This is a genomic window from Armatimonadota bacterium, assembly GCA_016789105.1.
Taxonomy (GTDB): Bacteria; Armatimonadota; Fimbriimonadia; order Fimbriimonadales; family Fimbriimonadaceae; genus UphvI-Ar2.
The window spans coordinates 116436-138828 of sequence record JAEURN010000002.1 but is presented as its reverse complement, the minus strand read 5'-3'; the positions used below and the strand labels follow the sequence as shown (position 1 = coordinate 138828).

The window sequence follows — 22393 nt, the reverse complement described above, 5'->3', positions numbered from 1 at the left end:
AGCGTAAACTTGTTGCAATGCCCGGAGAGCACCTGCGCTCAGACGAGGATGTCGAAGAGATCCTCAAGCTCGCGATGGAAAAATCATCTGTCGATGGTGATCTGCTGCGTCAGCGATTGACCAGCACCGCCCGTGAGTTGGGGATCAGCGAAGAGCAGTTGCAAGAGGCGGAAGAAGAATATCGGGCCAAAAGGGAAGCCTTGGCAGCTCAAGAGGCCGAAGAAGCCGCAAGGCAGCGCGAACAAAAGGAGTCCCGGGCGCGTTTTTGGCGATCCATGGCAACCCAAGGATTGTTTGCCGCCTTGGCCATCGGGTTCATCGTGGTTGCCAGCGGGAGCAGCGGGTTCAACTTTGGCTGGTTCATGTGGGTTCCGATGGTGTTCGCGGTGAAGGCGGTGCGCAAGGGCCGGCGGTTCCGCGAGACCGGGACGATGAACGGTCCGGATGGCAACCCATTTGGCGGATGGGGCCGGTAACCTCGACAGAAAATGGCCGACGAGCATCTGAAAACAGACGAAGACATCGAGGCGATTTTGCGGCTGGCGGTGCAGCAGACCGGGACAGAATCCGAAAGCCTACGAACCCGCCTGATGACAACGGCCGAAGAGATCGGTTTGACCCCGGAGCAAGTAGCGGCGGCCGAGGAGGCCTATCGGCAGAAAGTCAAGGGGGAGCGCACCTTGGCCGAGCGGGAAGAAAACGAACGCCAATTGTGGAAGCAGTTCCGCCGCAGCCAGCGGGGCGACCTCATTTCTCACGTGGGTTCCTATTTGGCGGTCAACGCCTTTTTGGTGGCAATCGACTTGATGAACGGGGACGGTTTGAATTGGGCTTACTGGCCATTGATGGGATGGGGAATCGCCATTGCCATCCACCTTTTTTCCTTTGTTGCGGGGGAATCCAGCGACAACGTGCAGGAGTTTGAGAAGTGGAAGCGCCGAAAGCGGAAACGGGAAAAGAAAGATTCGGCCAGCCCCGAACAGGTCTAACCCGGCCGTGAAGTGACAGCGAACCCGAGGGCGGCGCCGCCGATCCCCAGCACAACCTGGCTGGCGGCAAAGAGGGCGGCTTGCGCATAGAGGTGCCGTTGGATCATTGCGAAAAGATCAAGTGAGAAGCTGCTGAACGTCGTGAACCCCCCGAGGAACCCGACGACCAGGAGCAGGTATTCCACCGCATTTTTCTGCGCATAATGGCCGGCAACCAATCCGATGAGGAGCGAGCCGACGAGGTTAACGACCGCCACGGCCAAAAACGGGTTATCTGGCTTGAATTTGAGAAATGCTTGGGCGACGGCAAAGCGGGCCATGCTCCCAGCCGCCCCCCCGATCCCGACAGTCAGATAGGCGGCAGCGGGGCTCAGGTTGTCCACGGGTCAGACTTTGGCGCGTTCTCGCTCGACCTCGACGACCGCGTGGCTGGATTCAAGGGGTGCGATTTGCTGTTCTAGCTCGCGCTTGCCTTTTTCCACCGTGCTGAGCACTCTTCCGACGACGTTTTCGAGGTTGGTAAGCACATCGGCGGCGTAGTGGTCGGCCCCACGTTTCATTTCGCGGGCGTCCTTTTCGGCCGATCGCCGCACTTCGTCGGCTTGGGCTTTGGCAATCCTGGAGATTTCGTCTTCAGCGACAAGCTGTTGGGCTTTGAGTTCGGCCTGTTGGATGATGAGGGCGGCGTGATTTTCGGCCTCTTCGACCATTTTTTGCGCTTGGGCCCGGGCTGATTCCAAGGTTGCGGCCGATTCTTCTTCAGCACTGGCCAGCATCCTTTCGGTTTCCCGGCTCAGGGAAGCGGCGTCTTTGAGATCCCTGGGCATGAGGGCTTTGATTTGCTCGACCTGGAAGCCGAGATCGACTTTATCGAGTCCAAAGACGATCCGCCCGATTGCGCGTTTGCTGTCGATGTCCCGTTTGAGGTTCTCAAGGAGCCTAATGACGTCAATGGAATAGTCTTTTCGGATCGACATGGTCATGTTCCGCCTTGGCGGGGTTACATTTTAACACGGATGGGGGATGGTGATCGGTTCACGGCCCACGTGTTTCTGCGAGTCTACGTTCGATGAGTGGGACAACGGAAGGGGGGACGAATTGCCGATAATCCCCTCCGAGCCGCGCGACTTCGCGCACGACGGAGCTGGCGAGGAAGCTGAATTCCTCTCGCGCGATGAGGAAGACGGTTTCGACTTCCGGGTTCAGTTTGCGGTTGGCGAGCCCAATCCTGAGTTCGTAATCGTAGTCGCTGATGGCCCGGAGCCCCCGGAGGATGATGCGGGCCCTTTCCTGTTTGGCGTAATCCACTAGCAATCCGTCGAACGAGGCGACTTTGACGTTGGGGATGTGGGCCGTGGATTCCCTGAGGGCGCCCAGTCTTTGGTCTAGGGGGAGGTAGGGGGATTTTTCGGTGTTGTTCCCGATGGCGACGACAAGCTCGTCGAACATGGCGGCCCCTCGTTCGACGATATCGATGTGTCCGATGGTCGGAGGGTCGAACGAGCCGGGATAAATCGCCCGCCGGGTCATGCGGGCGATTCTACATCATGGCCTGCTCGGAGGTTATTTGAGGCCGGCGGCAACGGCTTCCACGTTGTGGCGGAGCGTTTCTGTGACGGTTTGCCCTGGGGCCAGCCGGTCTGAAAAGAGCTCGCCAGCAATTTTGATATCGGCACCTTTGGCATTGAGCTGCTTTTGCAGAGCTTTGACAGGGCTGGGGTCCTCGCCTCCTTCGATGAACAGAGCCTTGGGCGGCTTATCTCCTTTGAACTCGGCCGCTTTGACGTTTGCCGTGAGCCCATAGTGTTCGGCAAATGGCCCGAGTTTGGCGTTGCCGGTGATGAGCGGCCCTTTGCAACCGGCCAAGGCGGCTTTGAATTGGGTTTCCGTTTCCATCATATCGGCGGCGGCTTTGGCGGCCCGCTCTTCGACCTCCTTTGCGACTTCTGGCCGGAGTTTGGCAAGCATCGGCCCAAGTTTGGCGACCGCTTGCGACCATGTTTCCAAGTTTTGCCACCCGTTTGCCCCGCCGCTGCGCCCGCCGCTAAACCCGGTGGCGACGGTTAGCGTGTTCTCGTCCGGTTTTGGCCCCCGGTTGCTTTCCCAAGTGACTTTGAATTCGGCCCCATCAGATTGGACAAAGACGCAATTGGCCCCGCATGCCGAGTCGACGAGGTCTTTGAGGAACGCATCCCCGGCCCCGACTTTGATCGGCTTCGACTTTGGTTTGGGTGGTGCGCTTGGCGAACACCCCGCGACGATGAGGAAGGCCGCAACGGCCACGGAAGAAAAAACCCGCATGCTCCATTATGGTCTGGTTGGCGGATTTGGGTAAAAAGGTGTGCCCCCCATGCACGGCACGGGGGGCACACCTTTTGTTTAATGACCTGAGGGTTTAGTGGCCTTCGGTTTTGGTTTCACCTTCGGGCTTGGCTCCGCCTTCGGGTTTGGCTTCGCCTTCCGGTTTGGCTTCGCCTTCGGGTTTAGCTTCGCCTTCCGGCTTGGCTTCGCCTTCGGGCTTAGCGGTTTCGCCGCCCATGCTGTGCTCGTCCGGCGTGGTTGTTGCGCCGCCATCGGGAGTGGTAGCGGGGGCTTCGGGCTTGCCTGCGGTATCGGTGGAGCCGGTGGTCGCGGCGTCTTCGGTCTTACCGGCATCGGCAGCGGGTTGTTCGCAACCGACGAGTGCGAAAGCGCCGACCATGAGGGCAACGATGGCCATCAGGAAGAGTTTCGATGTTTTCATTGTTCTTTTTGTCTCCAGTGTGGTTTTGCTGGGACACCTGCATTTTTGGCAGACACCCCCACAAATGTTAGGGACGGGCGACTCGTTACCCAGGATGCATCCGTAGGACCCATAGGTTGGGAACCAGGGTGCCCGAGCGAAAAGACCGTCCTGCCCGGTGACAATAACAGGCTGGTGCCCCGTTCCGTTCCCTGGAGGGACTATTGCCGGATTTTGGGTTCAGAACCGGAGCGCATAAGAAAGGGCCGCGCTGGAATTCCCGCCAAAGGCGATGTTAAAACCCCCGAAACCCGCCCCGGCGGTGAACCCCGAGCGAGATTCATATCCTCCCCGGAGGGCGAAACGGCCGAGCGTGAGTTCGGATCCGACCCGGAGTTCCTGTTGGGCCGCACCGTTGAACACATCGACGAAATCCGCTGCGAAGACAAACTTGCCGGGTGCCAGGTAGCCAAACCCGGTGTTGACGGTGCGCGAGTAGGGCCGGACGGTGTTGGTAGAGAGGTTGGGGGCGAGGGCGTCGAACGTGGTTTTGGGAACGATCAGATTTTCAACCGTCAAGCCGGCAAAGTAACCCCGATCTTTAGAGGTGCTTGCCACCAGCCCGAGATCCAAACCGAACCCACTTTCATCGAGGACGTCCTTGCCCCCCATTTCTGGGCTGAGGGCCCCGGCGGTGTTGTTTTGGATGCTGTTGGCATCGGCAAAGCGGTGGGTGAAATAGCTGCGGACGAATTTGGCCCTTGCCCCAATGGAAAGATCCATGTCGCCGGGGGTGTTGAGCCTCCGGCCGTATCCGACCCCAATCTGGTATCCCCCGAGCCCATAGGCGTCGAGGCGCGACGCGAGCGGAACATTGCCCTGGGCGCCTGAACCGACCCAAGTTTGGAGGGCCGCGTTGGGGAGGCCGGCAACAACGGCGTCCCCTTCAAAATCCAAGGCGAACCCGTTGAACAAAAATCCGAGCCCGGTCCCCGCCCCGAATTGGAAATCCCCATCTCCGAGCCGGCGGGCGGCTTCGGCCAATTTGTCGTTATCTAGCCCCCCGCCGTTGACATCGCCAAAAAAGTCTTGGACATCATTGAACCCAACTCCATCGAGCCGAAACGAGAACCGGGGAACCTGGAATCGGAAGCTGGACGGGGCTAACCCGTACATGGCGGGGTTGAGGCGCCCGGAATAGATGTAATCGCCAGGAAGGGCCAATCCGGCACGGCCCATACCGTTGTAGCGGCCAGAACCGAAGACCCAGTCGGCAGAACCTGTGGCGGCGATTGCAGCGGCGGCAAGGATGGCAAGGGGGCGGTTCATCGTGTTCACTCCTCGGTTGGTCCGGCAAGTTTACTAGGGCCGGGGGCCTCTTGGTTGAAGGAATCCTCCACGGACGAAAAAACCGAACCAGGTAAATTTGGTTTGAATGCAAAAACCTGTGGTTGTGGTGGGCGCCGGTCTGGCGGGGTTGGTCTGCGCCCGGCGGTTGCAGCAGGCGGGTCTGGATGTCGTGGTCATTGATGGTGCGGATGCGCCGGGGGGCCGCGTGCGCACAGACCGCGTGGACGGTTTTTTGCTGGACCGGGGCTTCCAGGTTTACTTCGAGGCTTATCCCAATGCCCGCCTGGAACTCGACCTCGGGCGTTTGCGGCTGAAAGACTTTGAACCGGGCTGCCTGGTTTTTGACGGCCGCAAAATGCGCGAGGTGCACCGTGAGCACATCCTGCAGTCGGCGTTCGGCGGTTGGGTCTCGGTGAACGACCTGATGCGGTTCTACCAGTTAGGGGCCGATCTGGACAAGATGTCGGAATCGGACATTTGGGCGATGGAGGATGTGCCGCTCGGGCAATTCTTGGCTGCCCGCAAGGTCAGCGCATCAGCGATCGATCGGTTTGTGCGCCCGTTCTTCGGTGGGGTCTTTTTGGATCGGTCACTTGACGTGAGTTGCCGTCCATTTGCGTTTTATTGGCAGATGCTCGACCGTTCTCCGGCGACGATCCCGGCCCTGGGTATGCAGGCCATCCCCGAGCAGATTTTGGAGGGGGTCGACCCTGGTTCGCTGCGTATGGGCGCGCGGGCGGTTGCGTTGCACCGCGATGCGGGGCGGGTGGCGGGTGTCGTTTTGGATTCTGGCGAAACGTTGGCGGCGGAATCGGTCGTTTTGGCAGTGGATCAGCCCGAGAGCTGCCGCTTGAGTGGGATCGGTACTCCGTGGACATTCAAATCTTGCGCGACCGTGCACTTTGCGGCGGCCGAGCGCCCTTGGCACGAGTCGATTCTGATGCTGAACGGTACAGATACCGGCTTGGTCAACCATGTCGCCTGCCTCACGAATGCGAGCCGGGAGCTTGCCCCGGCTGGTCAGCACTTGGTGGCGGCGACGGTGCTGGGTCGCCCACGGGGCACTGATTTGAACCTGGCGAAATCAGTCCAATATGAACTGAGCGGGTGGTTTAAAGACCAGAAGGTGGACTCCTGGCGGCCCTTGCGTGTGGATCGGATCCCCCGCGCCCAAATGCCGCAACCAGCAGGGTTTGAACGGTTCCTGACGCCCCAAACCCCAGAACCGGGCTTGGTGGTTGCCGGCGAACACACGACCTATGCCGGGCTTGATGGGGCGGTTCTGAGCGGCCAGCAGGCCGCCGCCCATGTGCTGAGTCCGGACCGGGAGCCGGTCGGGGCGTGAGGGTTGCGGTCGTTGGGGCCGGCATGGCCGGGCTCGGGGCGGCCAGAACCCTCCATGCGGCGGGGATTGCCACGGTGGTTTTTGAAAAATCCCGGGGGCTAGGTGGGCGCGTTGCCACCCGCCGGATCGGGCCATACGTGTTTGACCATGGCGCGACCATTATCTCACCGCGGGGGACGGAGCTGGAACAGGTGATTTTGGACAGCCTTCCCCGGGAGGAACTGGTGGAAATCGACCGCCCGATCCATATGGCTTCGGGCGACCGGGTGACCCCGGTCGATCCGGAAGGGGGCAAGCTGAGGAGGTTTTCCTACCGGCAAGGCAACAACACCTTGGCGAAGCTGTTGGCGGATGGATTGGACGTCCGGTTGGAGACCCAAGTCCAATCGCTCGAAAAATCGGACCACCATTACCGGATCGGGGGGGAGGCCTTCAGCCACGTCGTATTGACCCCCCCTTTGCCCCAGGCCGAAGCCCTGTTGGCATCGGCGAACGACCGGCGCACCTTTGCCGGTTCCCAATACCGGCAATGTTTGAGCGTGATGTTTTGCGTCGATGAAGAATTGGACCGCCCGTATCATGCCTTGATCGACCCGGACCAGTCGCAGCCGTTGACGTGGCTCAGCTTAGAGCATGTGAAGGTTCCGGGCGGGTTCCGGGCCCCAAAGGGGAAATCGGCTGTCTTGGCCCAGATGAGCGCGCGGTACAGCCGTTACAGCTTTGAGCGACCGGACGAGGACATCTTGGCTGAGACATGGGTGGATGTCCGGCGCGTGCTGCACATTTCCCGGCCCGATTTCATTGAAGCTCAGGTGAAGCGGTGGCGGTACAGCCATGCGGCGAACACGGTGGGGTTTGAATCGGCAAACCCAGAAGGGGCTAAGATTTTGGTTGCGGGTGACGGTTTGAGCGGAGCCCGGATCCACCAAGCTTATTCGGCCGGGGTCCGCGCGGCGAAACAGATCATGGAAACGGTATGAAAGTAATCGCCTGTGTTTTGGCAATCGGATCAGCGACGGCAGCCCAAGCGGGGGAAGTTGTGATGGACGTTGTCGCCGGGAACCTCAAGGGGTCGGCGACATTGGTCAACAAAGTTTTGCCGGACGGATCGAAATACGTTCGCCTGGGGATGTTGCTCAAGGAATCGGCTGGCCGTGAGGTCAGCGTTTTGCAAGAATCGACCTACGACAAGGAGGGGAAACCTGTGAGGATGTTGCAGCGGACTTCGCTCAAGGGGAATTCTGCCACGCAATCGATTGTGGTGACATTCGATGAATCGGGTGCGAATGTCAAGGTCGACCAAGGAGGCAAAACGGTCAACGACCTGGTTGCCTATCCGAGCGGAAAATCGATTGCCGCCCTGCCCGAGTTTTGGTTCATCCGGGATCAGGTGGCCTCAGGTGGCCAGCGAAATTATTCCCGTTTCGATATCGGCAGCCAGACGTGGAAGGAGATCAATTGCACGTATCTGGGAACCCGGGAAGTGACTTGGGCGGGCAAAACGGTGAAAGCGCATTATGTGACCATGGGCGATGCCAAGGCTTACTTGGACGAATCCGGTGACCCCTATGTGGTGGAAACCCCGAATGGGAAAATGACCCGGAGGGCAAAGTGACGCGCGTTGCGGTGGCGGGGGCCTGCGGGCGCATGGGCCGGGAAGTGGTTAAAGCCGTCTCCGGTGCCCCGGATATGGAACTCGTCGGAGCCTATGACCGGACAAGCGACTTCGCCTCGACAGCGGCGTTGGGCCCCGATTTGCCAGATGTCCCGATCAGCCAAAAACTCGGAGCAATGCTGGACGGATGCCACCCCGACGTGTTGGTCGAGTTCACCCATTTGGCGGGTGCGGCCGACCATGCCATAAGCGCTTTGAAACGCAATTGTGCGGTGGTGATTGGCACTAGCGGCTTGGGTTCCCAAGACCTCCGTTCGATCCAAATGGCGGTCGAAGATTCCGGGACCCCGGCGATCCTGGTGCCCAATTTTGCAATCGGTGCGGTGTTGATGATGCAGTTTGCCGAGAGGGCCGCGGCCTTTTTCCCTCAAGTCGAGGTGATTGAGTTGCACCACGAGCAAAAGCTGGATGCACCGAGCGGAACCGCATGGCACACGGCAGAACGGATTGCTACCGCCCGGGGGGAGAATGCGCCGCGCCGCCTACAAGGGGAAGTCCAAAAGGCAGATGGGGCCCGTGGCGGGGATGTCAAAGGGGTGCGTGTGCATTCCGTGAGGTTGCCCGGCTACGTGGCCAGCCAAGAAGTGCTGTTCGGCGGCCCTGGCGAGCGGCTTTCGGTGCGGCACGATTCGGTCGACCGGGCCGGTTTCATGCCCGGGGTCTTGCTGGCCATCCGCAAAATCCAAGGGCGGAACGGGTTTTTGACCGGCCTGGAATCGCTGATGGATTAGCCGACGGGTTTCTGCTCGTCTAGGGCGAAGTCGCTGACATATTCCGTTTCTTTTTCAAAAAGTTCGGCGTTGATGGCGGCTTTGCTGGTTTCCATGTGGTTGCGCAGGGTCCGTTGCCGAAATTTGAAGTATTTGTCAAGCCGCTCATCGGAACTGACCGCGTTGACCAGGTTCCCGATTGCCCCGCCCTTGAGTTCGTAATGAACGGTTTCCCTCACGATGGATTCGCCGCAATCGTCGATGAGGTCGACGTGGTGGGTGAATTCCTTGAACGGGGTCTTGATGCCGGAATAGGTGTAGGCGCGGGGGGCTGAGACTTTGGTGACCCTGATTTTCCAAGTGACCCAAATGCCGAGTTGCTTGGTTTTGAATTCTTGCACTACCCCTTCTCGGAGTTGGTTGTCTTTGGAGACGATCTCCATTTCTTGGTCGGGGGGTGTGAGGAGCCTCAGCGAAAGGGGGGAAGCCAGGAAGTCCCAGACGCTTTGCACGGAGGCCCGGATGCGGGTTTCGTACACTTTAGTCGGCATAGCCATTCGAGTTTACGAAACAAATATTAAGGTTTGTTTGAGAAACTAGAATGTTTTCTCCACCTTGAGTTCTGATCAACTCGGCTAGGGCTATGGAACGCGGCGGAGCTCCCGACGTTATAATGGATAGACAACTGGGGGCGTCAGGCTTCGACAGAGCTGGATCGCTTTAAGGTTGCGAGCCGAGGTGCCGTTGGCCTCGTAAACAAACGGCAAAAAAACAACTGCCGAAGATAACAACTTCGCTTACGCTGCCTAATTGACGCAGCTCGTCGGCTAGTAGGGTTCCCTTCCCGCCTAGTTAGACGTCGCAAATAAGGGATCGCCTGGAAGGGTTCTGTCCGTACCCCAAAGGCTAGATCAACCGGACTGGGTGCGAAGCCAGCCTAACCTTCGGGATTGGCCCGCGCCGAGACACAAAAAGAAGGGGACGCTCGTGGACGCTTTAGGGACGACAGTTTTGGAACCGGGTTCAATTCCCGGCGCCTCCACCAAATTTTCGATTGTAATTGATTGGGTTTCCGGGTTAGAATCCGGCGGTTATGTCGATGCCGCCGCTTGTGCCTTCTGAAATCGACCCGTTTGCGGGGAGCCACTATTATCTCAAGCGCCAGTTGCTGAAGATGATCGGCGCGACGTTCGATATTTATGATTCCGGCGGGCAACAGGTGTTGCAGGCGCAAAAAAAGGGATTCAAGCTCAAAGAAGACATCCGGATATTTGGCGGGCCGGGTTTTCAAACCGAGTTGGTCGGGATTTTCGCCCGTCAGATCATCGATTTTTCGGCCGCCTATGACGTGATGGATGCGCGAACTGGGCAGAAGATCGGTGCGTTCCAGCGGAAGGGCTGGGCTTCGTTGGCGCGCGACGAATGGACGGTGATGAACGCCATGGATCAGCCGGTAGCGGTTCTGATCGAAGACCAGTTGTGGATGGCGTTGGTGCGGCGCCTGCTCACAAATTTGATCCCCCAGAATTACGACATGTTGGTGGGGGAAATGAGGGTTGCGGATTTGAAGCAGAACTTCAACCCGTTCACCTACCACCTGGCGATCGATTGCTTCCAGCCGCCAGACCAGTTGGATCGGCGCATGGTGTTGGCTGGGGCGTGCCTGCTGGCCTCGATCGAAGGGCGCCAATCGGGCGGCTGATCACTCTCCGCAGAGCTTTTTGTATGTCGCAATGACCTTGCGGACGTAGTTCTGCGTTTCGCGGTAGGGCGGAACGCCGCCATGCTTGGATACGGCCCCCGGGCCGGCGTTATACGCGGCCAAAGCCAGGACCAAACCTTCGAACGAGTCGCCGGTTTTGGCGGTGTATTTGTCCAGGTTGCCGCGAAGGAGCTTGACGGTGCCGTAGAGGTTTTCTTCGGTGTCGTAGCTGTTGCCGACGCCGAGCCCCCGGGCGGTGCCGGGCATGAGTTGGCCGAGCCCTTGGGCTCCTGCCCCGCTGGTGGAGTTGGGGTCGAAATTCGACTCGCACAAAACAAGTGCCATGACCAGCCGGGGGTCAACCCCGTAATGAGCACTGTAGGCGAGGATGGTCTCCGCGATGTGTTGGGCCTGGGCGGGCGAGAGTTTGCGGTTTTGCTTGAGGATGAAATCCGTGTACGGGGCAACGAGGGCCAAGAAGTCGGCCGAGAGTTGCGGACCGTCCTGCAGGGGATTGGTTTTGAGGTCTGGCAGGTTGCCCGGCATTTTGGGCGGCCGCCCTCCCCGATCGGAAGGAGCCGTTGCATTGCGGCTGTTCCGGTCAGCTTGCCGCTTGGCTTCTTCTTCAGCCTTTTTGCGGGCCTTTTCGATTTCCCTGGCTTCGAATTCGGCGACGGGCCCTTCGGCGCTGGCGGCGAGGAGCATCGTTTCCAGCGCAGCGCTTTCAGAATCGCGTTTGGCTTTGATGATGAGCCTTGCAGTGGTGTTGGACGTTTTGAGCCAAGCCGGGGCATCGGTGGCGTTGATGTAGATCTCGCGGTTGGAATCGGGGTTTTCCAGGACGAGCAACTGGCCCTTGGCCGATCCGATGATGCCTCGGACGACGCCGCGCACTTCCAGAGTTTTTTCCCCGACAAACGAGGTGAGGGCAGCGGGTGTGGAGGCCTGGGTGATCCCGTATTGCTTGCGGAGGGCCATGTATTGGTCGAACCCTTGCGCATGGGCCACGCCGAACAGGGCGGTGGCGAGGATCGCGGCTGGGAGGAGCTTGAACATGGTTGGCCCTCGGTAAGAAAACTGGCGGACAGGTCGGGATTCGAACCCGAGAGAGGATTGCTCCCCTACCCACTTAGCAGGCGGGCGCTTTCGTCCACTCAGCCACCTGTCCGGAATCCGCATATATTACCATGATCGGTTGAGGGGGGCCATCCGTTCACGGGCGGATAGACTGTGCTTGAATTATGTCGGTCGTCACGGTCAAAGGCAGCGCTATCCGCAAACTCCAACGGGGCTACCCGTGGCTCCAGCGGAGCGATGTCCGGTGGGAATCGGACGTGGCGCCGGGGTCTTTGGCCGAACTGTGCGGGGCCGACGGCACTCGGCTCGGCATGGGGCTGGTAAACCCGGGCGCGCGCTATCCCGTGAAGATCTTGCGCTTAGGCGATGGCGGGGTGGACGGGGCGTTTTTCCGCGACCGTCTCGACCGCGCCTGGGATTATCGTCAGACCATAGATCTTGAATCCGATGCCTTTCGATGGGCGCATGGTGAGGCAGATGGCCTCCCTGGCTTGATTGTCGATTTTTTTGCCGGCCATGCCGTGGTGCAAGTCCGGAACCTGGGAATGGAAAAGCTCAAGCCTGTTTGGCTGCCCATCCTGGCCGAGCGATGCGAAAGCGTTTTTGAACGCTCGGACATGCAAGGCCGGAAGGAGGAGGGCATGGAAGAGTTTTCGGGCCAATTGGCGGGAGAGACTCCAGAGCGGATTGAAATCCGCGAGCGTGGCCTGCGGTATCTGGTCCCGGCCAAAGACGGTTTAAAGACGGGCCACTTTTTGGATCAGCGGAACTCACGCGCCCACCTGGCCAAGCAAGTCCGGCAAGGCGACCGGGTTTTAGACCTTTTTTGTTACACCGGGGGGTTCAGCTTGGCGGCGGCATCGGCGGGGGCGGATTGCCTGGGTGTGGATATCAAGCAACTGCCCGTGTTGTGCGGGCAGGCGAACGCCCAGTTGAACGGCCTCACAGTGGAGTTTGTGCAGGCCAATGCGTTCGATTACCTTGCGGAGTCTGCCGAGGGGGGTTACAACTGGATCATCTTGGATCCGCCGGCCATCGCCAAAACCCGGGATAAGCGGGATTCGCTGAAATGGGGAATATGGAAGTTAGTCCATGATGCCTTGCCGCATTTGAATCCCGGCGGGCGGGTTGTGGTTTGCGCTTGCACCTGGCAGATGGGGATTGAGGATTGCTGGGATGTCGTCCAGTTGGCGGCGGGGGATTGCGGGGTCAAAGTGGCATTGGAGGCGGTAACCCTTCAGGATCGGGATCATCCCGCCGTGGCCGAGTTCCCGCAAAGCCTGTATTTAAAGTGCCTGTGGGTGAGGCGGATGGAATGACCTATCCCGGAGTCAGCGGAGCCTAAACCGGTTTCCAAAAAGTGGGAATTGGGAGGGGGTACGGGAACAAAAAACCTCCCCCGGCTTTGGGCCAGGGGAGGTTGGGCCGATCCAGGGACAGGCTACTCGGCTGATGCTTCTTCGGCAGCGGCTTCCCCGCCTTCTTCAGCCGGGGATTCTTCGCCGCCTTCTTCCAGGGCGGCCATCCCGCGGAGTTGTTTGGTGGAGGCGAGGACAGTTTGGTCAGAGGCCAGGAATTCGACGCCTTCCCCGAGACTCAGGTCGCCGACGACAATTTTGTCGTTTTGCTTCATTTTGCTGGCGTCGACCAGGATCTGTTCCGGCAGGTCTTTGACGCGGGCTTTGATTTCGATTTGGTTCATGGGCACCATGAGGGTGGCGGCGCGTTTGGCGACCGCGTTGGGGGTGCCTTCCACCACGACAGGGATGAAGACCTTCACGATGTCGTCTTCGGCAATTTCCATGACGGTGAGGTGGCTGACCCGGCGGCTGACGGGGTCGCGTTGCACGTCCTTCATGATGACCCGTGTTGGCGAACCGCCGTCGATGGCGACATCGAAGATGGCGACGCCGGTGATGTCGTGGAACAGGTGTTTGGTGTCCATGCGGTCGGCCTGGACCTTTTTGGTCTCGCCGCCTTTGGCGATGAGCGCCATGGGGAGGACACCGTCTCGGCGCAATCGGCGGGTGCCGGCCGATGAGGCGTCTTCGCGGGTGGTGAGTTGCAACGTAGCCATGTGGAAAACCGTCCCGAACCAGGTTCACTCGAACCCAGGATTCGCAAGCGCTAAAAGATACCCGGTGCGGCCCTCTTACCGGTTGGGGTCCCGGTTCGGCCAAGCAGGCTAGCTCGGAGAGTTTTGGGTCCAAGTCGCAAGAAACGCTTCTCGGGCCCGGAGCGCGCGGGCGCGGCAATCGGGGCCGACGGCGTTGATGTGGGCCATTTTCCGGCCGGGCCGGGATTCTTCCTTGCCGTACCAATGGAGGTGGGCGGCAGGTTCCGCGGCATAGAGTGCGGCGCGGGCCCGGGTGAGCCAGTCGGTGCCGGTTTCGCCCGTGGAACCCATCGCGCTCGGGCCCAATACGTTGGCCATGCAGGCTTCTTGCCCAATCGGTTGGGCACAGGTGAGCCCGGTGGCAAGGCGCACGTGTTGTTCAAACTGGCTGACTCCACCCCAATCCAGGGTGTAGTGGCCGGTGTTGTGGGGCCGGGGCGCGATTTCGTTGACCAAGAATTCGCCAGACCCGGTTTCGAACAGCTCCACTCCGAACAGGCCGTAACCCTGGACGGCTTCGACAGCGGCAATGGCGGCGGCGGAGGCATCGGTTCCGCTCGGAAACACTTGGTCGCACACGTGGTTGACCTGGATGGTCTCCATGGTGGGGAAGCACCCGGTCTGGGTTTTGGAGCGGTAGACCATGACGGCGAGTTCGCGGGTGAACGGCACGAACTGTTCAGCCATCCAGTTGCCCCCGGCGACGAGTTCCCGGTGGGTTGCAAACTCCTCCGGGTTGCGGGCGTATCGGGTGCCTTTGCCGTCGTATCCGCCAAACCGGGCCTTGAGCACCATCGGGAACCCGATTTGTTCAAAGGCGGTCGAAAAATCACCTTCTAAAGCCACGGCCAGCGGGCTCGGTGCCCCATGGGTCAGATACGCCTGGCGTTGGAGGAGTTTGTCTTGAATGGTCGCCAAGGTGCCGAGCCCCGGGGTGAGGCAACCGGGCTCCCGGTCGGCAATGATGAGGGCCTGGCGGATGGCTTGGGCGGGGATGAACTCGTTTTCGAGCGTGACGAATTGGCACTGGTGAATGAAGTGGGCTACCTTCTCGGGGTCGTCCAGGGCGCCCTCGAGCGATGGGGCGACTTGGCTTGCGGGGGTCACCCGGCCGGGATCGAGGCTGAGGCAATGGAATCCCATGCGTTGGGCGGCCATGATGGACATCCGGGCCAGCTGCCCTCCGCCCAAAAACCCGATATCGAAGCGGTAGGTCACTGCCAATCCTCCGACCAGTGGGTGGCTTGCCGGGTCGGGACAATTTGCTCGACCCGGGGGAAAATTTTGACTGAACGTTCAACATCTGTGTCGCGGATGACCCCGATGAGTTGGGTGTAGCCGTCGCCGATGCCGTGTTTGGCGGCCTTTTCTTCGATAAACGCCACGATGGAGTCGAAGTCGGCGGCGTCGGGTTTAGTGATGTTCATGCTGAGCTGGCAGAGCCCCTGGGCCTGCAGGGAGAGCCCGAGGGCCCGGACGCCTTGAAAGAGCGGATCACCGTTCCGTCGCTTGTCCCGGATTTGAGAGGCGATGAGGCGCATGGTCTCGACCGCCCCGGGGGCGTCTGGGAAATTGACGTTGAGGGCAACAAGAAAATCCCGCCAGCCCAGGACGGTTGCGCCGAGGTGGGGGTGGGCGCGGTTTGGGCCGAAATCGGGGGAGAGAGTCCGATCGAGGAGGCTTCCGAACCCGCCTTTGCGGAGGTTTGGCAGATCCCGGCCGGGGGCGGAATGCTCGTAGAGGAAAATGGGGATCTGAAAGGTTTCGGCCAGGGTTTGGGCGACACTGGCAATGTACCGGTTGAGATCTCCGGCGTTGCCAGCATCATGCCCGGGGGGGTCTTGGCTGAAGTTTTCGTCCCCTGGGGACCGGAGGGGGGGGAGGGGCACAAAGGGGCAGACATCGAGCCCGCCGATCCGGGGGTGGACGCCACTATGGCGTTGGAGGTCGATACAGGGGAGGAATATTGCGGCGAGTCCGAGAAGGGCCTCGCGGACGTTTTCCGGTGTCCCGGAAAACGCGGTGACCGTGCGGTTGTGGTCGATGTCGGCTTCGGCGTAATGGACGGTGACCGGCTGGGCGGTCAAGTAGTCGAACGCCTCCCTGAGTACCGACCGCTCGCGTCCCAGAGACCAGTTGGGGACGGTGAGCAGTGGCATCAGAACCCTTGGAAGTTGTAGCCGCTATCGATGAAAAGGATTTGCCCGGTGACGCCTTTGCTGAGGTCGCTGCACAGGTAGACGGCACTGAGCCCGCATTCATCTTGGCCATATGGCCGTTTGAGGGGGGTGCGCTCTTCCATGAGTTTGAGCATATCCAGGAGGCCTTTGACCCCCCGGGCACTGACCGTGTTGATGGGGCCGGGGCTCATGGTGTTGACGCGGATCCCCCGCTCTCCCAGGTCGACCGCCAGGTAGCGGACGGCGGATTCCAATGCGGCCTTGGCGACCCCCATGATGTTGTAATTCCCGGCGGCCCGGGTTGAGCCGATGTAGCTGATGGTGACGATGCTGGCATCGTCGACGAACAAGTCTTCCAGGGCTTTGCAACTGGCCACCAACGAATAGGCGGAGATATCCAAGGCGAGGGCGAAGCCGGCTCGAGACGTGTCGATGAACCGGCCCTCCAAGTCTTCTTTGTTGGCAAATGCCGCGCTGTGGACGTAAAAGTCGATTTTCCCGTACTTCTGGTGGACTTGGTCGCGGAGTTTTTTGAGGTCGTCGTCGGAGGTGAAGTCGCAGACGAACGTGTCGATGCGATCCATTCCCTCGATCAGTTTTTCGACTTTGGGCAGCGTTCGCTCGTTTTGGGCCCCAATCCCGATGGTGGCCCCTTGGGCGTGGAGGGCTTGGACGATGCCCCAACCGATGGAATTTTGGTTGGTGACGTTGAGGACAAGTCCTTTCTTGCCTTCCAGAAGCATAGGGGCGAGATTACCCGTTGGCTTGCGGGGGCGGGCGGCTCAGAAATCTTTGGCGCGTCGCTTGGCTTCTTGCAAGGTCGGGCAATCCAGGGCTTTGCGCATGGAATCTGTGGGCTCGGGGTCGACCGGGTCGAGTTCAAATGATTTCATATTTTTTGACGAATATTGGGTGGCAAACCTCTGGTTTTGCTTGAGGCTGCGGAGCAACCGGTCCCATGAGGCGGCGCAGAGCCACTTGGCGTCCGGTTCCCCTTTTGCGGCCGAGATCATGGCCAATTCGTGGGCCATTTTGTAGCCTTGGGGAGTGCTGGCATGTTGGAAGACCATGGCGGCGTGGTAGTAGTCCCTTGGGGTTTTCACCAGGTCTTGGCCGAGCATTTCGGCAACCCGCTTTTGGTGGGCATCATCGTGTTCGGCAATCGCCTTCCAATCCAGTTTGGATAGATCGCCCGCCCTGTCAGCCTGGTCGATTCTGTACATCTCCGCGAGCTCCGCGTTATCCGGAGTGGTGGGGGCGGATTGATGGGTCGCCACCGATCCGAGAGTGAACCCCAGGGCAAGGGCGGCGGGCCAAGCGAGTTTGGTCATATGGAAAACGATACGCGATCCCCGGCCCGGAGCCAATGTTTTTCAGGGCGAACGAGCGGAATGCCCATTTGGCTGGCTGGAACAAAAAAAATGGCGCCCCGTTGTGGAGCGCCCATACCCTCTTTCAGCTTGTTTTCCCTGGTTGCTGAAACATGCGGGCCTCTGGCGGGCCCGTCAAGGAAAATGTTCGGCAAGGGCGAGCGTGAAATTTAGCCTGGGCAGGTGGCGACTCCGCGAAAGTTCCGGGCAAAGGGCCTGAAACATGACAATTTTGTAAGGTTTGATGGGGGTTCGGGCTCAGTGGCCCAATCGGCAGGTCGTAAACTGCTCTACGCAAATGTTGGAAATTAAGAATCTGCACGCCTGCGTTGCCGAAGACGGGAAAGAGATCTTGAAGGGGATTGACCTTTCGGTGAAGGCGGGCGAGGTGCACGCGATCATGGGTCCGAACGGCAGCGGGAAGAGCACCCTGGCCAACATCCTGGCCGGCCGAGAGGATTACGAAGTCACAGAGGGTTCGATCACCTACCAGGGAGAAGACCTGACGGAGATGGAACCGGAAGACCGGGCGCACAAAGGTGTTTTCATGGCGTTCCAGTACCCGGTCGAGATCCCCGGCGTGAGCAACACCTATTTCCTGCGGGCGGCGGTGAACGCCAAACGAGTGGCAAATGGGGAAGAAGAGATCGGTTCCCTGCAATTCATGTCGTTCATCCGCGAAAAGGTGAAGTTGCTCGGCTTGAAAGACGACTTGTTGACCCGGAGCGTGAACGAGGGGTTCAGCGGCGGGGAGAAGAAACGAAACGAGATCTTCCAAATGGCGGTTTTGGAACCGGCGCTGTGCGTTTTGGATGAAACGGATTCCGGACTAGATATCGACGCCCTGAAGACGGTGGCAGACGGGGTGAACGCGCTCCGCTCGCCCGAGCGGGCCTTTGTCGTGGTCACGCACTACCAGCGGCTCCTCAACTACATTGTCCCGGACTATGTTCACATCCTCAAAGAAGGGCGAATCGTCAAGAGCGGGGGCAAAGAGCTGGCCCTGGAACTTGAGGACAAAGGTTACGGTTGGCTTGACGAATTGGCGGTGAATTGATCGTGTCCAAACCCCTCGTCTACGAAAGCAGCCTGGCGTCGGTCATCGACTTGGTCGCCCGAGAACAGGAGCCGGGCTGGCTGGCGGCCTTGCGCGAAAAGGGCGCCGCGATCCACCGGGAATCGGGAGTGCCCACCATGCGCCAAGAAGAGTGGAAGTACACAGCTTTGCGCCCGGTAGCTTCCGTCGATTGGCAGCCTGGCGAACCCGGGCCGGCTGTCTTTGAATCCGAACTGGGCCGCTACTCCGATTCACCGATCCGGCTTGTTATGGTCAACGGCCGTTTGGATCGGAACCTGAGCGAAATCCCGGCGCAGCCTGGTTTGACGGCGATGAGCCTGAGAGACGCGGTTTATGAGCGGCCGGGGATCGAGGGTCTTTTAGGTTCGGTAGCGACGTTGGAAGGCTTCACGTTTGCGGCCTTGAACACGGCGGTTTTCGTCGATGGGCTCTTTTTGCACCTCAAGGCAGGAACGGCGGTTGAGCCGGTGATCGAGGTCGTGCATGTGACCTCAGGCCAGGGGATGGTGGTTGCCCCCCGCATTTTGGTGGTGGCCGAAGACGGCTCGACCGCCAAGATTGTGGAGCATTACACGTCCGATGGCCCTTCGGCAAACCTGACGATCCCGGTGACGGAAGTCATCGTGGGCAAGCACGCCAACATCGAACATGTGCGGCTCCAAGATGAAGCGGTCACGAACATGCACATCGCGCTTTGGCAAACCGCACAGGCTGGCGAAAGCGAATACCGGAGCTATAACGTGGCGTTCGGCGGTTCTTTGGCGCGGCTGGACCAGAATATTGTCTTGGGCGGCGAGCACATCACGACGCGCTTGGATGGCGTTGTCGTGGCAAACGGCTCGCAAGTCATCGACAACCACACCAAGCTCGACCACGCCTTGCCGAACTGCAACAGCTTTGAGATCTACAAGCAGATCGTCGATGACGATGCCACGGTGGTCTTCAACGGCAAGATCTTCGTCCACCAGGACGCCCAAAAGACCGATGCCAAGCAGACCAACCAGGCCCTGCTGCTCTCCCCGAACGCGACGATCAATTCCAAGCCCCAGCTGGAGATTTTCGCCGACGACGTGAAATGCACGCACGGGGCGACAGTCGGGCAGATCGAAGAGACGTTTCGGTTCTACATGCGCTCGCGGGGCATCCCCAAAGCCGAGGCGGATGCGATTTTGGTGTATGCGTTTGCGGCTGAAGTTCTCGAACTGATTTCCGACGAGGTGGTGCGGGAGCGTTTGGAACGGCGGCTTTACGGCAAGCTCGGAATCGACCTCGGGGTTTAGTGATTTCGCGAAGGTGGTTGCCTCCGCGCTCGACCCCACCATAGCCCTCCCCAGGACTGGGAAGGGTCAAGGTTAGCCTTTTGGATAATCCGGGATTTCGGTTCGGGTTATCCCGCTTCCCGCCCTGCGCGGGAATGAGGGCTCCCGTCGTCTCAGGGATTCAGGAACCCCCCGGCCGGGGCAGAGTCCCCGTGGAGCGGGGACGAGGGCGCGGCCTTGGGCCGGCCGGGGTGGGTTTTCGAGATGCCTAGTGCGAAGTCATGCTGAACCAGTTGCCGAACGGGTCTTTCATGAGTGCTTCTTTGCCATAGAACTGTTGGGTCGGGGGCGATTTGAACTCAACCCCTTTTCCCACGAGTTCCTCGTAGGTGGCGTCGCAATCGTCGCATTCAAAGACTCCGGCGCCGAGGGCGCCCGATTCGATGAGTCCTTTGAGGGTGGCCGCTTGCTCTTCGTTCAAGGCCATCCCGGGTTCGAGTTTCATGAGGACAATTTCGAGGTCGGGCTGGGTTTTGGGGCCGACCGTGAGCCAGCGGAAGCCGTTGTCCATCTTGGCGTCGGTGCGAACCTCAAACCCGAGTTTGTTCACATAGAAGTCGTAGGCAATTTCGTGGTCGAGCACCCAAATGGTGGCGTGGGAAAGTTTTGTAACCATGTCGCCCTCCATGATGCCTGAGCCCAGATCGGCAGCGGTTATTCCGGTTTGCTGATTTTGGGCGGAGAAAAAGATCCGGAGAGGCAGGTCGGAATGACGGGGTTGGCGGGCTGGCCCGTCTCGCGGGAATGGGCGAGGGCGGCGCGTTGGAACTCCGCCGGGGTTTGGCCGGTCAGGGCTTTGAACCGGTTGCAGAATGTTGGGAGAGAGCCGAACCCGACTTCGCTGGCGGCTTCTTGGACAGAGATCTTTGACCCGGCGAGCAACCGCACGGCTTTTTCGATCCTCAGTCGGGCCAGGTAGTCGCGCGGGCTTTCACCGTAGGATTCGGTAAATGCCCGGGTGAAGTGGCTGGGCGAATATCCCGCGATCTGCGCGGCTTCGCGGATGGTGACGGGTTGGTCGGAGTTCAGGGCAAGCCATTGCCGGGCCGCTTCGTAGGGGCGGAGTGCGAAGTTCCGCTTGATCCAGCGGCGGTCATCGGGCCGCATGGATCAGTCCTCAAGGGGGAGGGTGAGGTCGGCGGACTTTTTGGGTGGGGTGAGGCCGAGGTGTCGGAAAGCGTGGTCGGTGGCGACACGCCCTCGGGGGGTGCGGGCGAGGAGTCCGCATTGGAGAAGGAACGGTTCGCAAACATCTTCGATGGTGCCAGAATCCTCGCCGGTGGAAGCGGCGATGGTTTCCAGGCCGACCGGGCCGCCTTTGTACTTTTCGATGATGCTTTTGAGCACGGCGCGGTCGAGGCCGTCTAGCCCCAGGTGGTCGATGCCGAGGGCAGCAAGTGCGCGGTCGGCGACGGGTTCGGTGACGGTGCCATGACCGTCGACTTGGGCAAAGTCGCGGATTCGGCGGAGCAGGCGGTTGGCGATGCGGGGGGTACCCCGAGAGCGGCGGGCAATGGTCTGTCCGCCCGGCTGGTCGACTTCGATGCCGAGGATAGTTGCGCTTCGGCGGATGATGAGTTCCAGGGCGTCAGGTTCGTAGAAGCCGAAGTTCATGACGATGCCGAAGCGGTCGCGGAGGGGGCCGGTGAGGTTGCCTTGGCGGGTAGTTGCCCCGACAACGGTGAACGGGGGCACATCCAGCCGGATGGAGCGGGCGGCCGGCCCTTGCCCAATCATGATATCGACCTTGCGGTCTTCCATGGCAGGGTAGAGAATCTCTTCGACTTGGCGGCTGAGGCGGTGGATTTCGTCGATGAACAACACTGCGCCGGGCTCGAGGTTGGTGAGGATGCCGACGAGGTCGCCGGGGCGGACAATGGCAGGACCCGAGGTGATGTGGATGACGGCCTCCATTTCGACCGCGACGATGTGGGCGAGGGTGGTTTTGCCCAATCCGGGCGGGCCATAGAGCAAGAGATGGTCGAGCGGTTCTTCGCGTTGGCGGGCGGCTTGCAGGAAGATGCTGAGGTTCGACTTGACGCCTTCCTGCCCAATAAATTCGCTGAGACGTCGGGGTCGCAGGGAGTATTCATCTTCACCGGGGAGCCGGTCGGGTGCAATCTGATCGTTTCGGCTCATTTCTTCAGGCTCCTCAGGGCGTGGCGGACTTGCTCGCCAAGGTCGCCGGTGGCTTCGCGGGCCTGGGCGGCGGCCTCTTCAAATTCTTGACGCCGGTAGCCGAGGGCGAGCAGGGCCTCGGCCAATGGGTCATCTTGGGGCAGGGGTTTTGCCGGGATATGGGCATCGTGCCCACCGATTGCCGAGTGGAGTTCGAGAACTTTTTCTTTGAGTTCCAAGATGATCCTCTCGGCCAATCTTGTGCCGATCCCGGGGGTGGTGGCTAGCGACTTGGAGTTTTGGCTGGCGATGGCTTCGACGGCACCGCCTTCGCCCAAAGTGCTAATGAGGGCGAGTGAGATTTTCGCCCCGCATCCTTTGACTTCCCGGAGCATCTCGAACAAGGCCCTTTGCCTTGCGTTCCCAAATCCGTACAGGGTGTGCTCGTCTTCCCGGATCACCAACCGGGTGTAGAGGTCGATCGGTTCGCCGGGCAAGGCGTGCTCGACAAGAACCGAGTGGGGGACGTGGACTTCGTAGCCGACACCGTGGCACAAAACGACGATGGGACTCCCCCCGGCTTCGAGGACTTCACCGCGCAGGCGGGCGATCATCGGCTGGAATGTACCCGAATGTCTACGT

The 22393-nt window shown here is 60.1% G+C and carries 27 protein-coding genes, 1 tRNA gene and 1 other RNA gene; 11 read left to right on the top strand and 18 right to left on the bottom strand.

The genetic code is table 11. The annotated features are described in order from the left end of the window. The first annotated feature begins 17 nt into the window (after positions 1-17). Both JNM28_01535 and JNM28_01530 read left to right on the top strand, forming a co-directional pair. Positions 18-476: a hypothetical protein gene (locus JNM28_01535; protein ID MBL8067106.1), complete on the top strand. Its 459-nt coding sequence runs from the start codon at positions 18-20 to the stop codon at positions 474-476. Positions 477-488: 12 nt separating this feature from the next. After that, positions 489-989 carry a 2TM domain-containing protein gene (locus tag JNM28_01530; GenBank protein MBL8067105.1) on the top strand — a complete coding sequence of 167 codons (501 nt, stop codon included), beginning with the start codon at positions 489-491 and terminating at the stop codon, positions 987-989. Here JNM28_01530 and JNM28_01525 read toward each other — a convergent pair. From JNM28_01525 to traF, 6 genes are all read right to left on the bottom strand, one after another. Continuing rightward, positions 986-1372, bottom strand: a complete 387-nt coding sequence (locus JNM28_01525; protein MBL8067104.1) for a CrcB family protein — start codon at positions 1370-1372, stop codon at positions 986-988. The two genes, JNM28_01530 and JNM28_01525, sit on opposite strands and share 4 nt — an antisense overlap. 3 nt (positions 1373-1375) lie before the next feature. After that, entirely contained in the window at positions 1376-1966 is a 591-nt protein-coding gene (locus JNM28_01520; protein MBL8067103.1) for a hypothetical protein, read from the bottom strand. Positions 1967-2024: 58 nt separating this feature from the next. Then, positions 2025-2519: a pantetheine-phosphate adenylyltransferase gene (gene coaD / locus JNM28_01515; protein MBL8067102.1), complete on the bottom strand. Its 495-nt coding sequence runs from the start codon at positions 2517-2519 to the stop codon at positions 2025-2027. A 33-nt stretch (positions 2520-2552) separates the two neighbouring features. Beyond that, entirely contained in the window at positions 2553-3290 is a 738-nt protein-coding gene (locus JNM28_01510) for a zinc ABC transporter substrate-binding protein (protein ID MBL8067101.1), read from the bottom strand. Between the two features lie 94 nt (positions 3291-3384). Further along, complete coding sequence (locus JNM28_01505; protein ID MBL8067100.1) at positions 3385-3732, bottom strand: hypothetical protein; 348 nt, start codon at positions 3730-3732, stop codon at positions 3385-3387. Positions 3733-3951: 219 nt separating this feature from the next. Continuing rightward, positions 3952-5040: a conjugal transfer protein TraF gene (traF, locus tag JNM28_01500; GenBank protein MBL8067099.1), complete on the bottom strand. Its 1089-nt coding sequence runs from the start codon at positions 5038-5040 to the stop codon at positions 3952-3954. Positions 5041-5146: 106 nt separating this feature from the next. Between traF and JNM28_01495 the strand changes: the two genes are divergently transcribed. Genes JNM28_01495 through JNM28_01480 form a run of 4 tightly spaced genes read left to right on the top strand, consistent with a single transcriptional unit; the run spans position 5147 to position 8812 of the window. Then, positions 5147-6406, top strand: a complete 1260-nt coding sequence (locus JNM28_01495) for an FAD-dependent oxidoreductase (protein ID MBL8067098.1) — start codon at positions 5147-5149, stop codon at positions 6404-6406. Beyond that, the gene (locus JNM28_01490; GenBank protein ID MBL8067097.1) at positions 6403-7386 is read left to right on the top strand and encodes an FAD-dependent oxidoreductase; all 984 of its coding nucleotides are present in this window, start codon (positions 6403-6405) and stop codon (positions 7384-7386) included. Before JNM28_01495 ends, JNM28_01490 begins: the two co-directional genes overlap by 4 nt. Beyond that, positions 7383-8021: a hypothetical protein gene (locus tag JNM28_01485; GenBank protein ID MBL8067096.1), complete on the top strand. Its 639-nt coding sequence runs from the start codon at positions 7383-7385 to the stop codon at positions 8019-8021. Before JNM28_01490 ends, JNM28_01485 begins: the two co-directional genes overlap by 4 nt. Next, the gene (locus JNM28_01480) at positions 8018-8812 is read left to right on the top strand and encodes a 4-hydroxy-tetrahydrodipicolinate reductase (GenBank protein MBL8067095.1); all 795 of its coding nucleotides are present in this window, start codon (positions 8018-8020) and stop codon (positions 8810-8812) included. Before JNM28_01485 ends, JNM28_01480 begins: the two co-directional genes overlap by 4 nt. Here JNM28_01480 and JNM28_01475 read toward each other — a convergent pair. After that, a complete protein-coding gene (locus JNM28_01475; protein MBL8067094.1) occupies positions 8809-9342 on the bottom strand; it encodes an SRPBCC family protein in 534 nt (177 codons plus the stop codon). The genes JNM28_01480 and JNM28_01475 overlap by 4 nt on opposite strands. 136 nt (positions 9343-9478) lie before the next feature. Between JNM28_01475 and ssrA the strand changes: the two genes are divergently transcribed. Together ssrA and JNM28_01465 are read left to right on the top strand one after the other, a co-directional pair. Continuing rightward, positions 9479-9836, top strand: a transfer-messenger RNA (tmRNA) gene (gene ssrA, locus JNM28_01470). Between the two features lie 48 nt (positions 9837-9884). Beyond that, the gene (locus tag JNM28_01465) at positions 9885-10493 is read left to right on the top strand and encodes a hypothetical protein (protein ID MBL8067093.1); all 609 of its coding nucleotides are present in this window, start codon (positions 9885-9887) and stop codon (positions 10491-10493) included. Here the strand turns inward: JNM28_01465 and JNM28_01460 are convergent, their stop codons facing one another. Then, positions 10494-11039 (bottom strand): lytic transglycosylase domain-containing protein, encoded by a 546-nt coding sequence (locus JNM28_01460; protein MBL8067092.1) that lies wholly within the window; start codon positions 11037-11039, stop codon positions 10494-10496. 532 nt (positions 11040-11571) lie between these two features. Next, positions 11572-11661 (bottom strand) — tRNA-Ser (locus tag JNM28_01455). Positions 11662-11734: 73 nt separating this feature from the next. Here JNM28_01455 and JNM28_01450 point away from each other — a divergent pair. After that, on the top strand, positions 11735-12889 hold the full coding sequence (locus JNM28_01450; GenBank protein MBL8067091.1) for a class I SAM-dependent rRNA methyltransferase: 1155 nt from the start codon (positions 11735-11737) through the stop codon (positions 12887-12889). Between the two features lie 122 nt (positions 12890-13011). On the opposite strand, the gene JNM28_01445 is transcribed toward JNM28_01450, so the two are convergent. The 5 genes from JNM28_01445 to JNM28_01425 all read right to left on the bottom strand — a co-directional run bounded on the left by JNM28_01445 (position 13012) and on the right by JNM28_01425 (position 17197). After that, positions 13012-13647 (bottom strand): 50S ribosomal protein L25, encoded by a 636-nt coding sequence (locus JNM28_01445; GenBank protein MBL8067090.1) that lies wholly within the window; start codon positions 13645-13647, stop codon positions 13012-13014. A 108-nt stretch (positions 13648-13755) separates the two neighbouring features. Further along, positions 13756-14904 (bottom strand): ATP-grasp domain-containing protein, encoded by a 1149-nt coding sequence (locus tag JNM28_01440; protein MBL8067089.1) that lies wholly within the window; start codon positions 14902-14904, stop codon positions 13756-13758. Continuing rightward, positions 14901-15845, bottom strand: coding sequence for a hypothetical protein (locus JNM28_01435; protein ID MBL8067088.1), 945 nt, complete (start codon positions 15843-15845; stop codon positions 14901-14903). Before JNM28_01435 ends, JNM28_01440 begins: the two co-directional genes overlap by 4 nt. Then, positions 15845-16609, bottom strand: coding sequence for an enoyl-ACP reductase (locus JNM28_01430; GenBank protein MBL8067087.1), 765 nt, complete (start codon positions 16607-16609; stop codon positions 15845-15847). Before JNM28_01430 ends, JNM28_01435 begins: the two co-directional genes overlap by 1 nt. Positions 16610-16648: 39 nt before the next feature. Then, positions 16649-17197: a hypothetical protein gene (locus JNM28_01425; protein ID MBL8067086.1), complete on the bottom strand. Its 549-nt coding sequence runs from the start codon at positions 17195-17197 to the stop codon at positions 16649-16651. 337 nt (positions 17198-17534) lie between these two features. Here JNM28_01425 and sufC point away from each other — a divergent pair, with 337 nt between their 5' ends. Together sufC and sufD are read left to right on the top strand one after the other, a co-directional pair. Further along, entirely contained in the window at positions 17535-18293 is a 759-nt protein-coding gene (sufC, locus tag JNM28_01420) for a Fe-S cluster assembly ATPase SufC (GenBank protein MBL8067085.1), read from the top strand. A gap of 2 nt (positions 18294-18295) precedes the next feature. Continuing rightward, complete coding sequence (gene sufD / locus JNM28_01415; protein MBL8067084.1) at positions 18296-19594, top strand: Fe-S cluster assembly protein SufD; 1299 nt, start codon at positions 18296-18298, stop codon at positions 19592-19594. A 247-nt stretch (positions 19595-19841) separates the two neighbouring features. On the opposite strand, the gene JNM28_01410 is transcribed toward sufD, so the two are convergent. The 4 genes from JNM28_01410 to ruvA are packed head-to-tail and all read right to left on the bottom strand — an operon-like array spanning position 19842 to position 22365. Beyond that, positions 19842-20249 carry a VOC family protein gene (locus JNM28_01410; protein MBL8067083.1) on the bottom strand — a complete coding sequence of 136 codons (408 nt, stop codon included), beginning with the start codon at positions 20247-20249 and terminating at the stop codon, positions 19842-19844. A gap of 38 nt (positions 20250-20287) precedes the next feature. Further along, the gene (locus tag JNM28_01405) at positions 20288-20740 is read right to left on the bottom strand and encodes a helix-turn-helix transcriptional regulator (GenBank protein ID MBL8067082.1); all 453 of its coding nucleotides are present in this window, start codon (positions 20738-20740) and stop codon (positions 20288-20290) included. 3 nt (positions 20741-20743) lie between these two features. Beyond that, on the bottom strand, positions 20744-21772 hold the full coding sequence (gene ruvB, locus JNM28_01400) for a Holliday junction branch migration DNA helicase RuvB (GenBank protein MBL8067081.1): 1029 nt from the start codon (positions 21770-21772) through the stop codon (positions 20744-20746). After that, complete coding sequence (gene ruvA, locus JNM28_01395) at positions 21769-22365, bottom strand: Holliday junction branch migration protein RuvA (protein MBL8067080.1); 597 nt, start codon at positions 22363-22365, stop codon at positions 21769-21771. The genes ruvB and ruvA overlap by 4 nt, the downstream gene beginning before the upstream one ends. Between the last annotated feature and the right edge of the window lie 28 nt (positions 22366-22393).

Coding starts and splice junctions, on each gene's coding strand:
- JNM28_01505 (MBL8067100.1), bottom strand. CDS start 3,732: ATGAAAACATCGAAACTCTTCCTGATGGCCATCGTTGCCCTCATGGTC.
- sufC (MBL8067085.1), top strand. CDS start 17,535: ATGTTGGAAATTAAGAATCTGCACGCCTGCGTTGCCGAAGACGGGAAA.
- JNM28_01435 (MBL8067088.1), bottom strand. CDS start 15,845: ATGCCACTGCTCACCGTCCCCAACTGGTCTCTGGGACGCGAGCGGTCG.
- JNM28_01485 (MBL8067096.1), top strand. CDS start 7,383: ATGAAAGTAATCGCCTGTGTTTTGGCAATCGGATCAGCGACGGCAGCC.
- JNM28_01445 (MBL8067090.1), bottom strand. CDS start 13,647: ATGGCTACGTTGCAACTCACCACCCGCGAAGACGCCTCATCGGCCGGC.
- JNM28_01430 (MBL8067087.1), bottom strand. CDS start 16,609: ATGCTTCTGGAAGGCAAGAAAGGACTTGTCCTCAACGTCACCAACCAA.
- JNM28_01510 (MBL8067101.1), bottom strand. CDS start 3,290: ATGCGGGTTTTTTCTTCCGTGGCCGTTGCGGCCTTCCTCATCGTCGCG.
- JNM28_01520 (MBL8067103.1), bottom strand. CDS start 1,966: ATGTCGATCCGAAAAGACTATTCCATTGACGTCATTAGGCTCCTTGAG.
- JNM28_01495 (MBL8067098.1), top strand. CDS start 5,147: ATGCAAAAACCTGTGGTTGTGGTGGGCGCCGGTCTGGCGGGGTTGGTC.
- traF (MBL8067099.1), bottom strand. CDS start 5,040: ATGAACCGCCCCCTTGCCATCCTTGCCGCCGCTGCAATCGCCGCCACA.
- JNM28_01475 (MBL8067094.1), bottom strand. CDS start 9,342: ATGCCGACTAAAGTGTACGAAACCCGCATCCGGGCCTCCGTGCAAAGC.
- JNM28_01450 (MBL8067091.1), top strand. CDS start 11,735: ATGTCGGTCGTCACGGTCAAAGGCAGCGCTATCCGCAAACTCCAACGG.
- coaD (MBL8067102.1), bottom strand. CDS start 2,519: ATGACCCGGCGGGCGATTTATCCCGGCTCGTTCGACCCTCCGACCATC.
- ruvB (MBL8067081.1), bottom strand. CDS start 21,772: ATGAGCCGAAACGATCAGATTGCACCCGACCGGCTCCCCGGTGAAGAT.
- JNM28_01535 (MBL8067106.1), top strand. CDS start 18: ATGCCCGGAGAGCACCTGCGCTCAGACGAGGATGTCGAAGAGATCCTC.
- ruvA (MBL8067080.1), bottom strand. CDS start 22,365: ATGATCGCCCGCCTGCGCGGTGAAGTCCTCGAAGCCGGGGGGAGTCCC.
- JNM28_01465 (MBL8067093.1), top strand. CDS start 9,885: ATGTCGATGCCGCCGCTTGTGCCTTCTGAAATCGACCCGTTTGCGGGG.
- JNM28_01530 (MBL8067105.1), top strand. CDS start 489: ATGGCCGACGAGCATCTGAAAACAGACGAAGACATCGAGGCGATTTTG.
- JNM28_01425 (MBL8067086.1), bottom strand. CDS start 17,197: ATGACCAAACTCGCTTGGCCCGCCGCCCTTGCCCTGGGGTTCACTCTC.
- JNM28_01460 (MBL8067092.1), bottom strand. CDS start 11,039: ATGCCGGGCAACCTGCCAGACCTCAAAACCAATCCCCTGCAGGACGGT.
- JNM28_01410 (MBL8067083.1), bottom strand. CDS start 20,249: ATGGTTACAAAACTTTCCCACGCCACCATTTGGGTGCTCGACCACGAA.
- JNM28_01405 (MBL8067082.1), bottom strand. CDS start 20,740: ATGCGGCCCGATGACCGCCGCTGGATCAAGCGGAACTTCGCACTCCGC.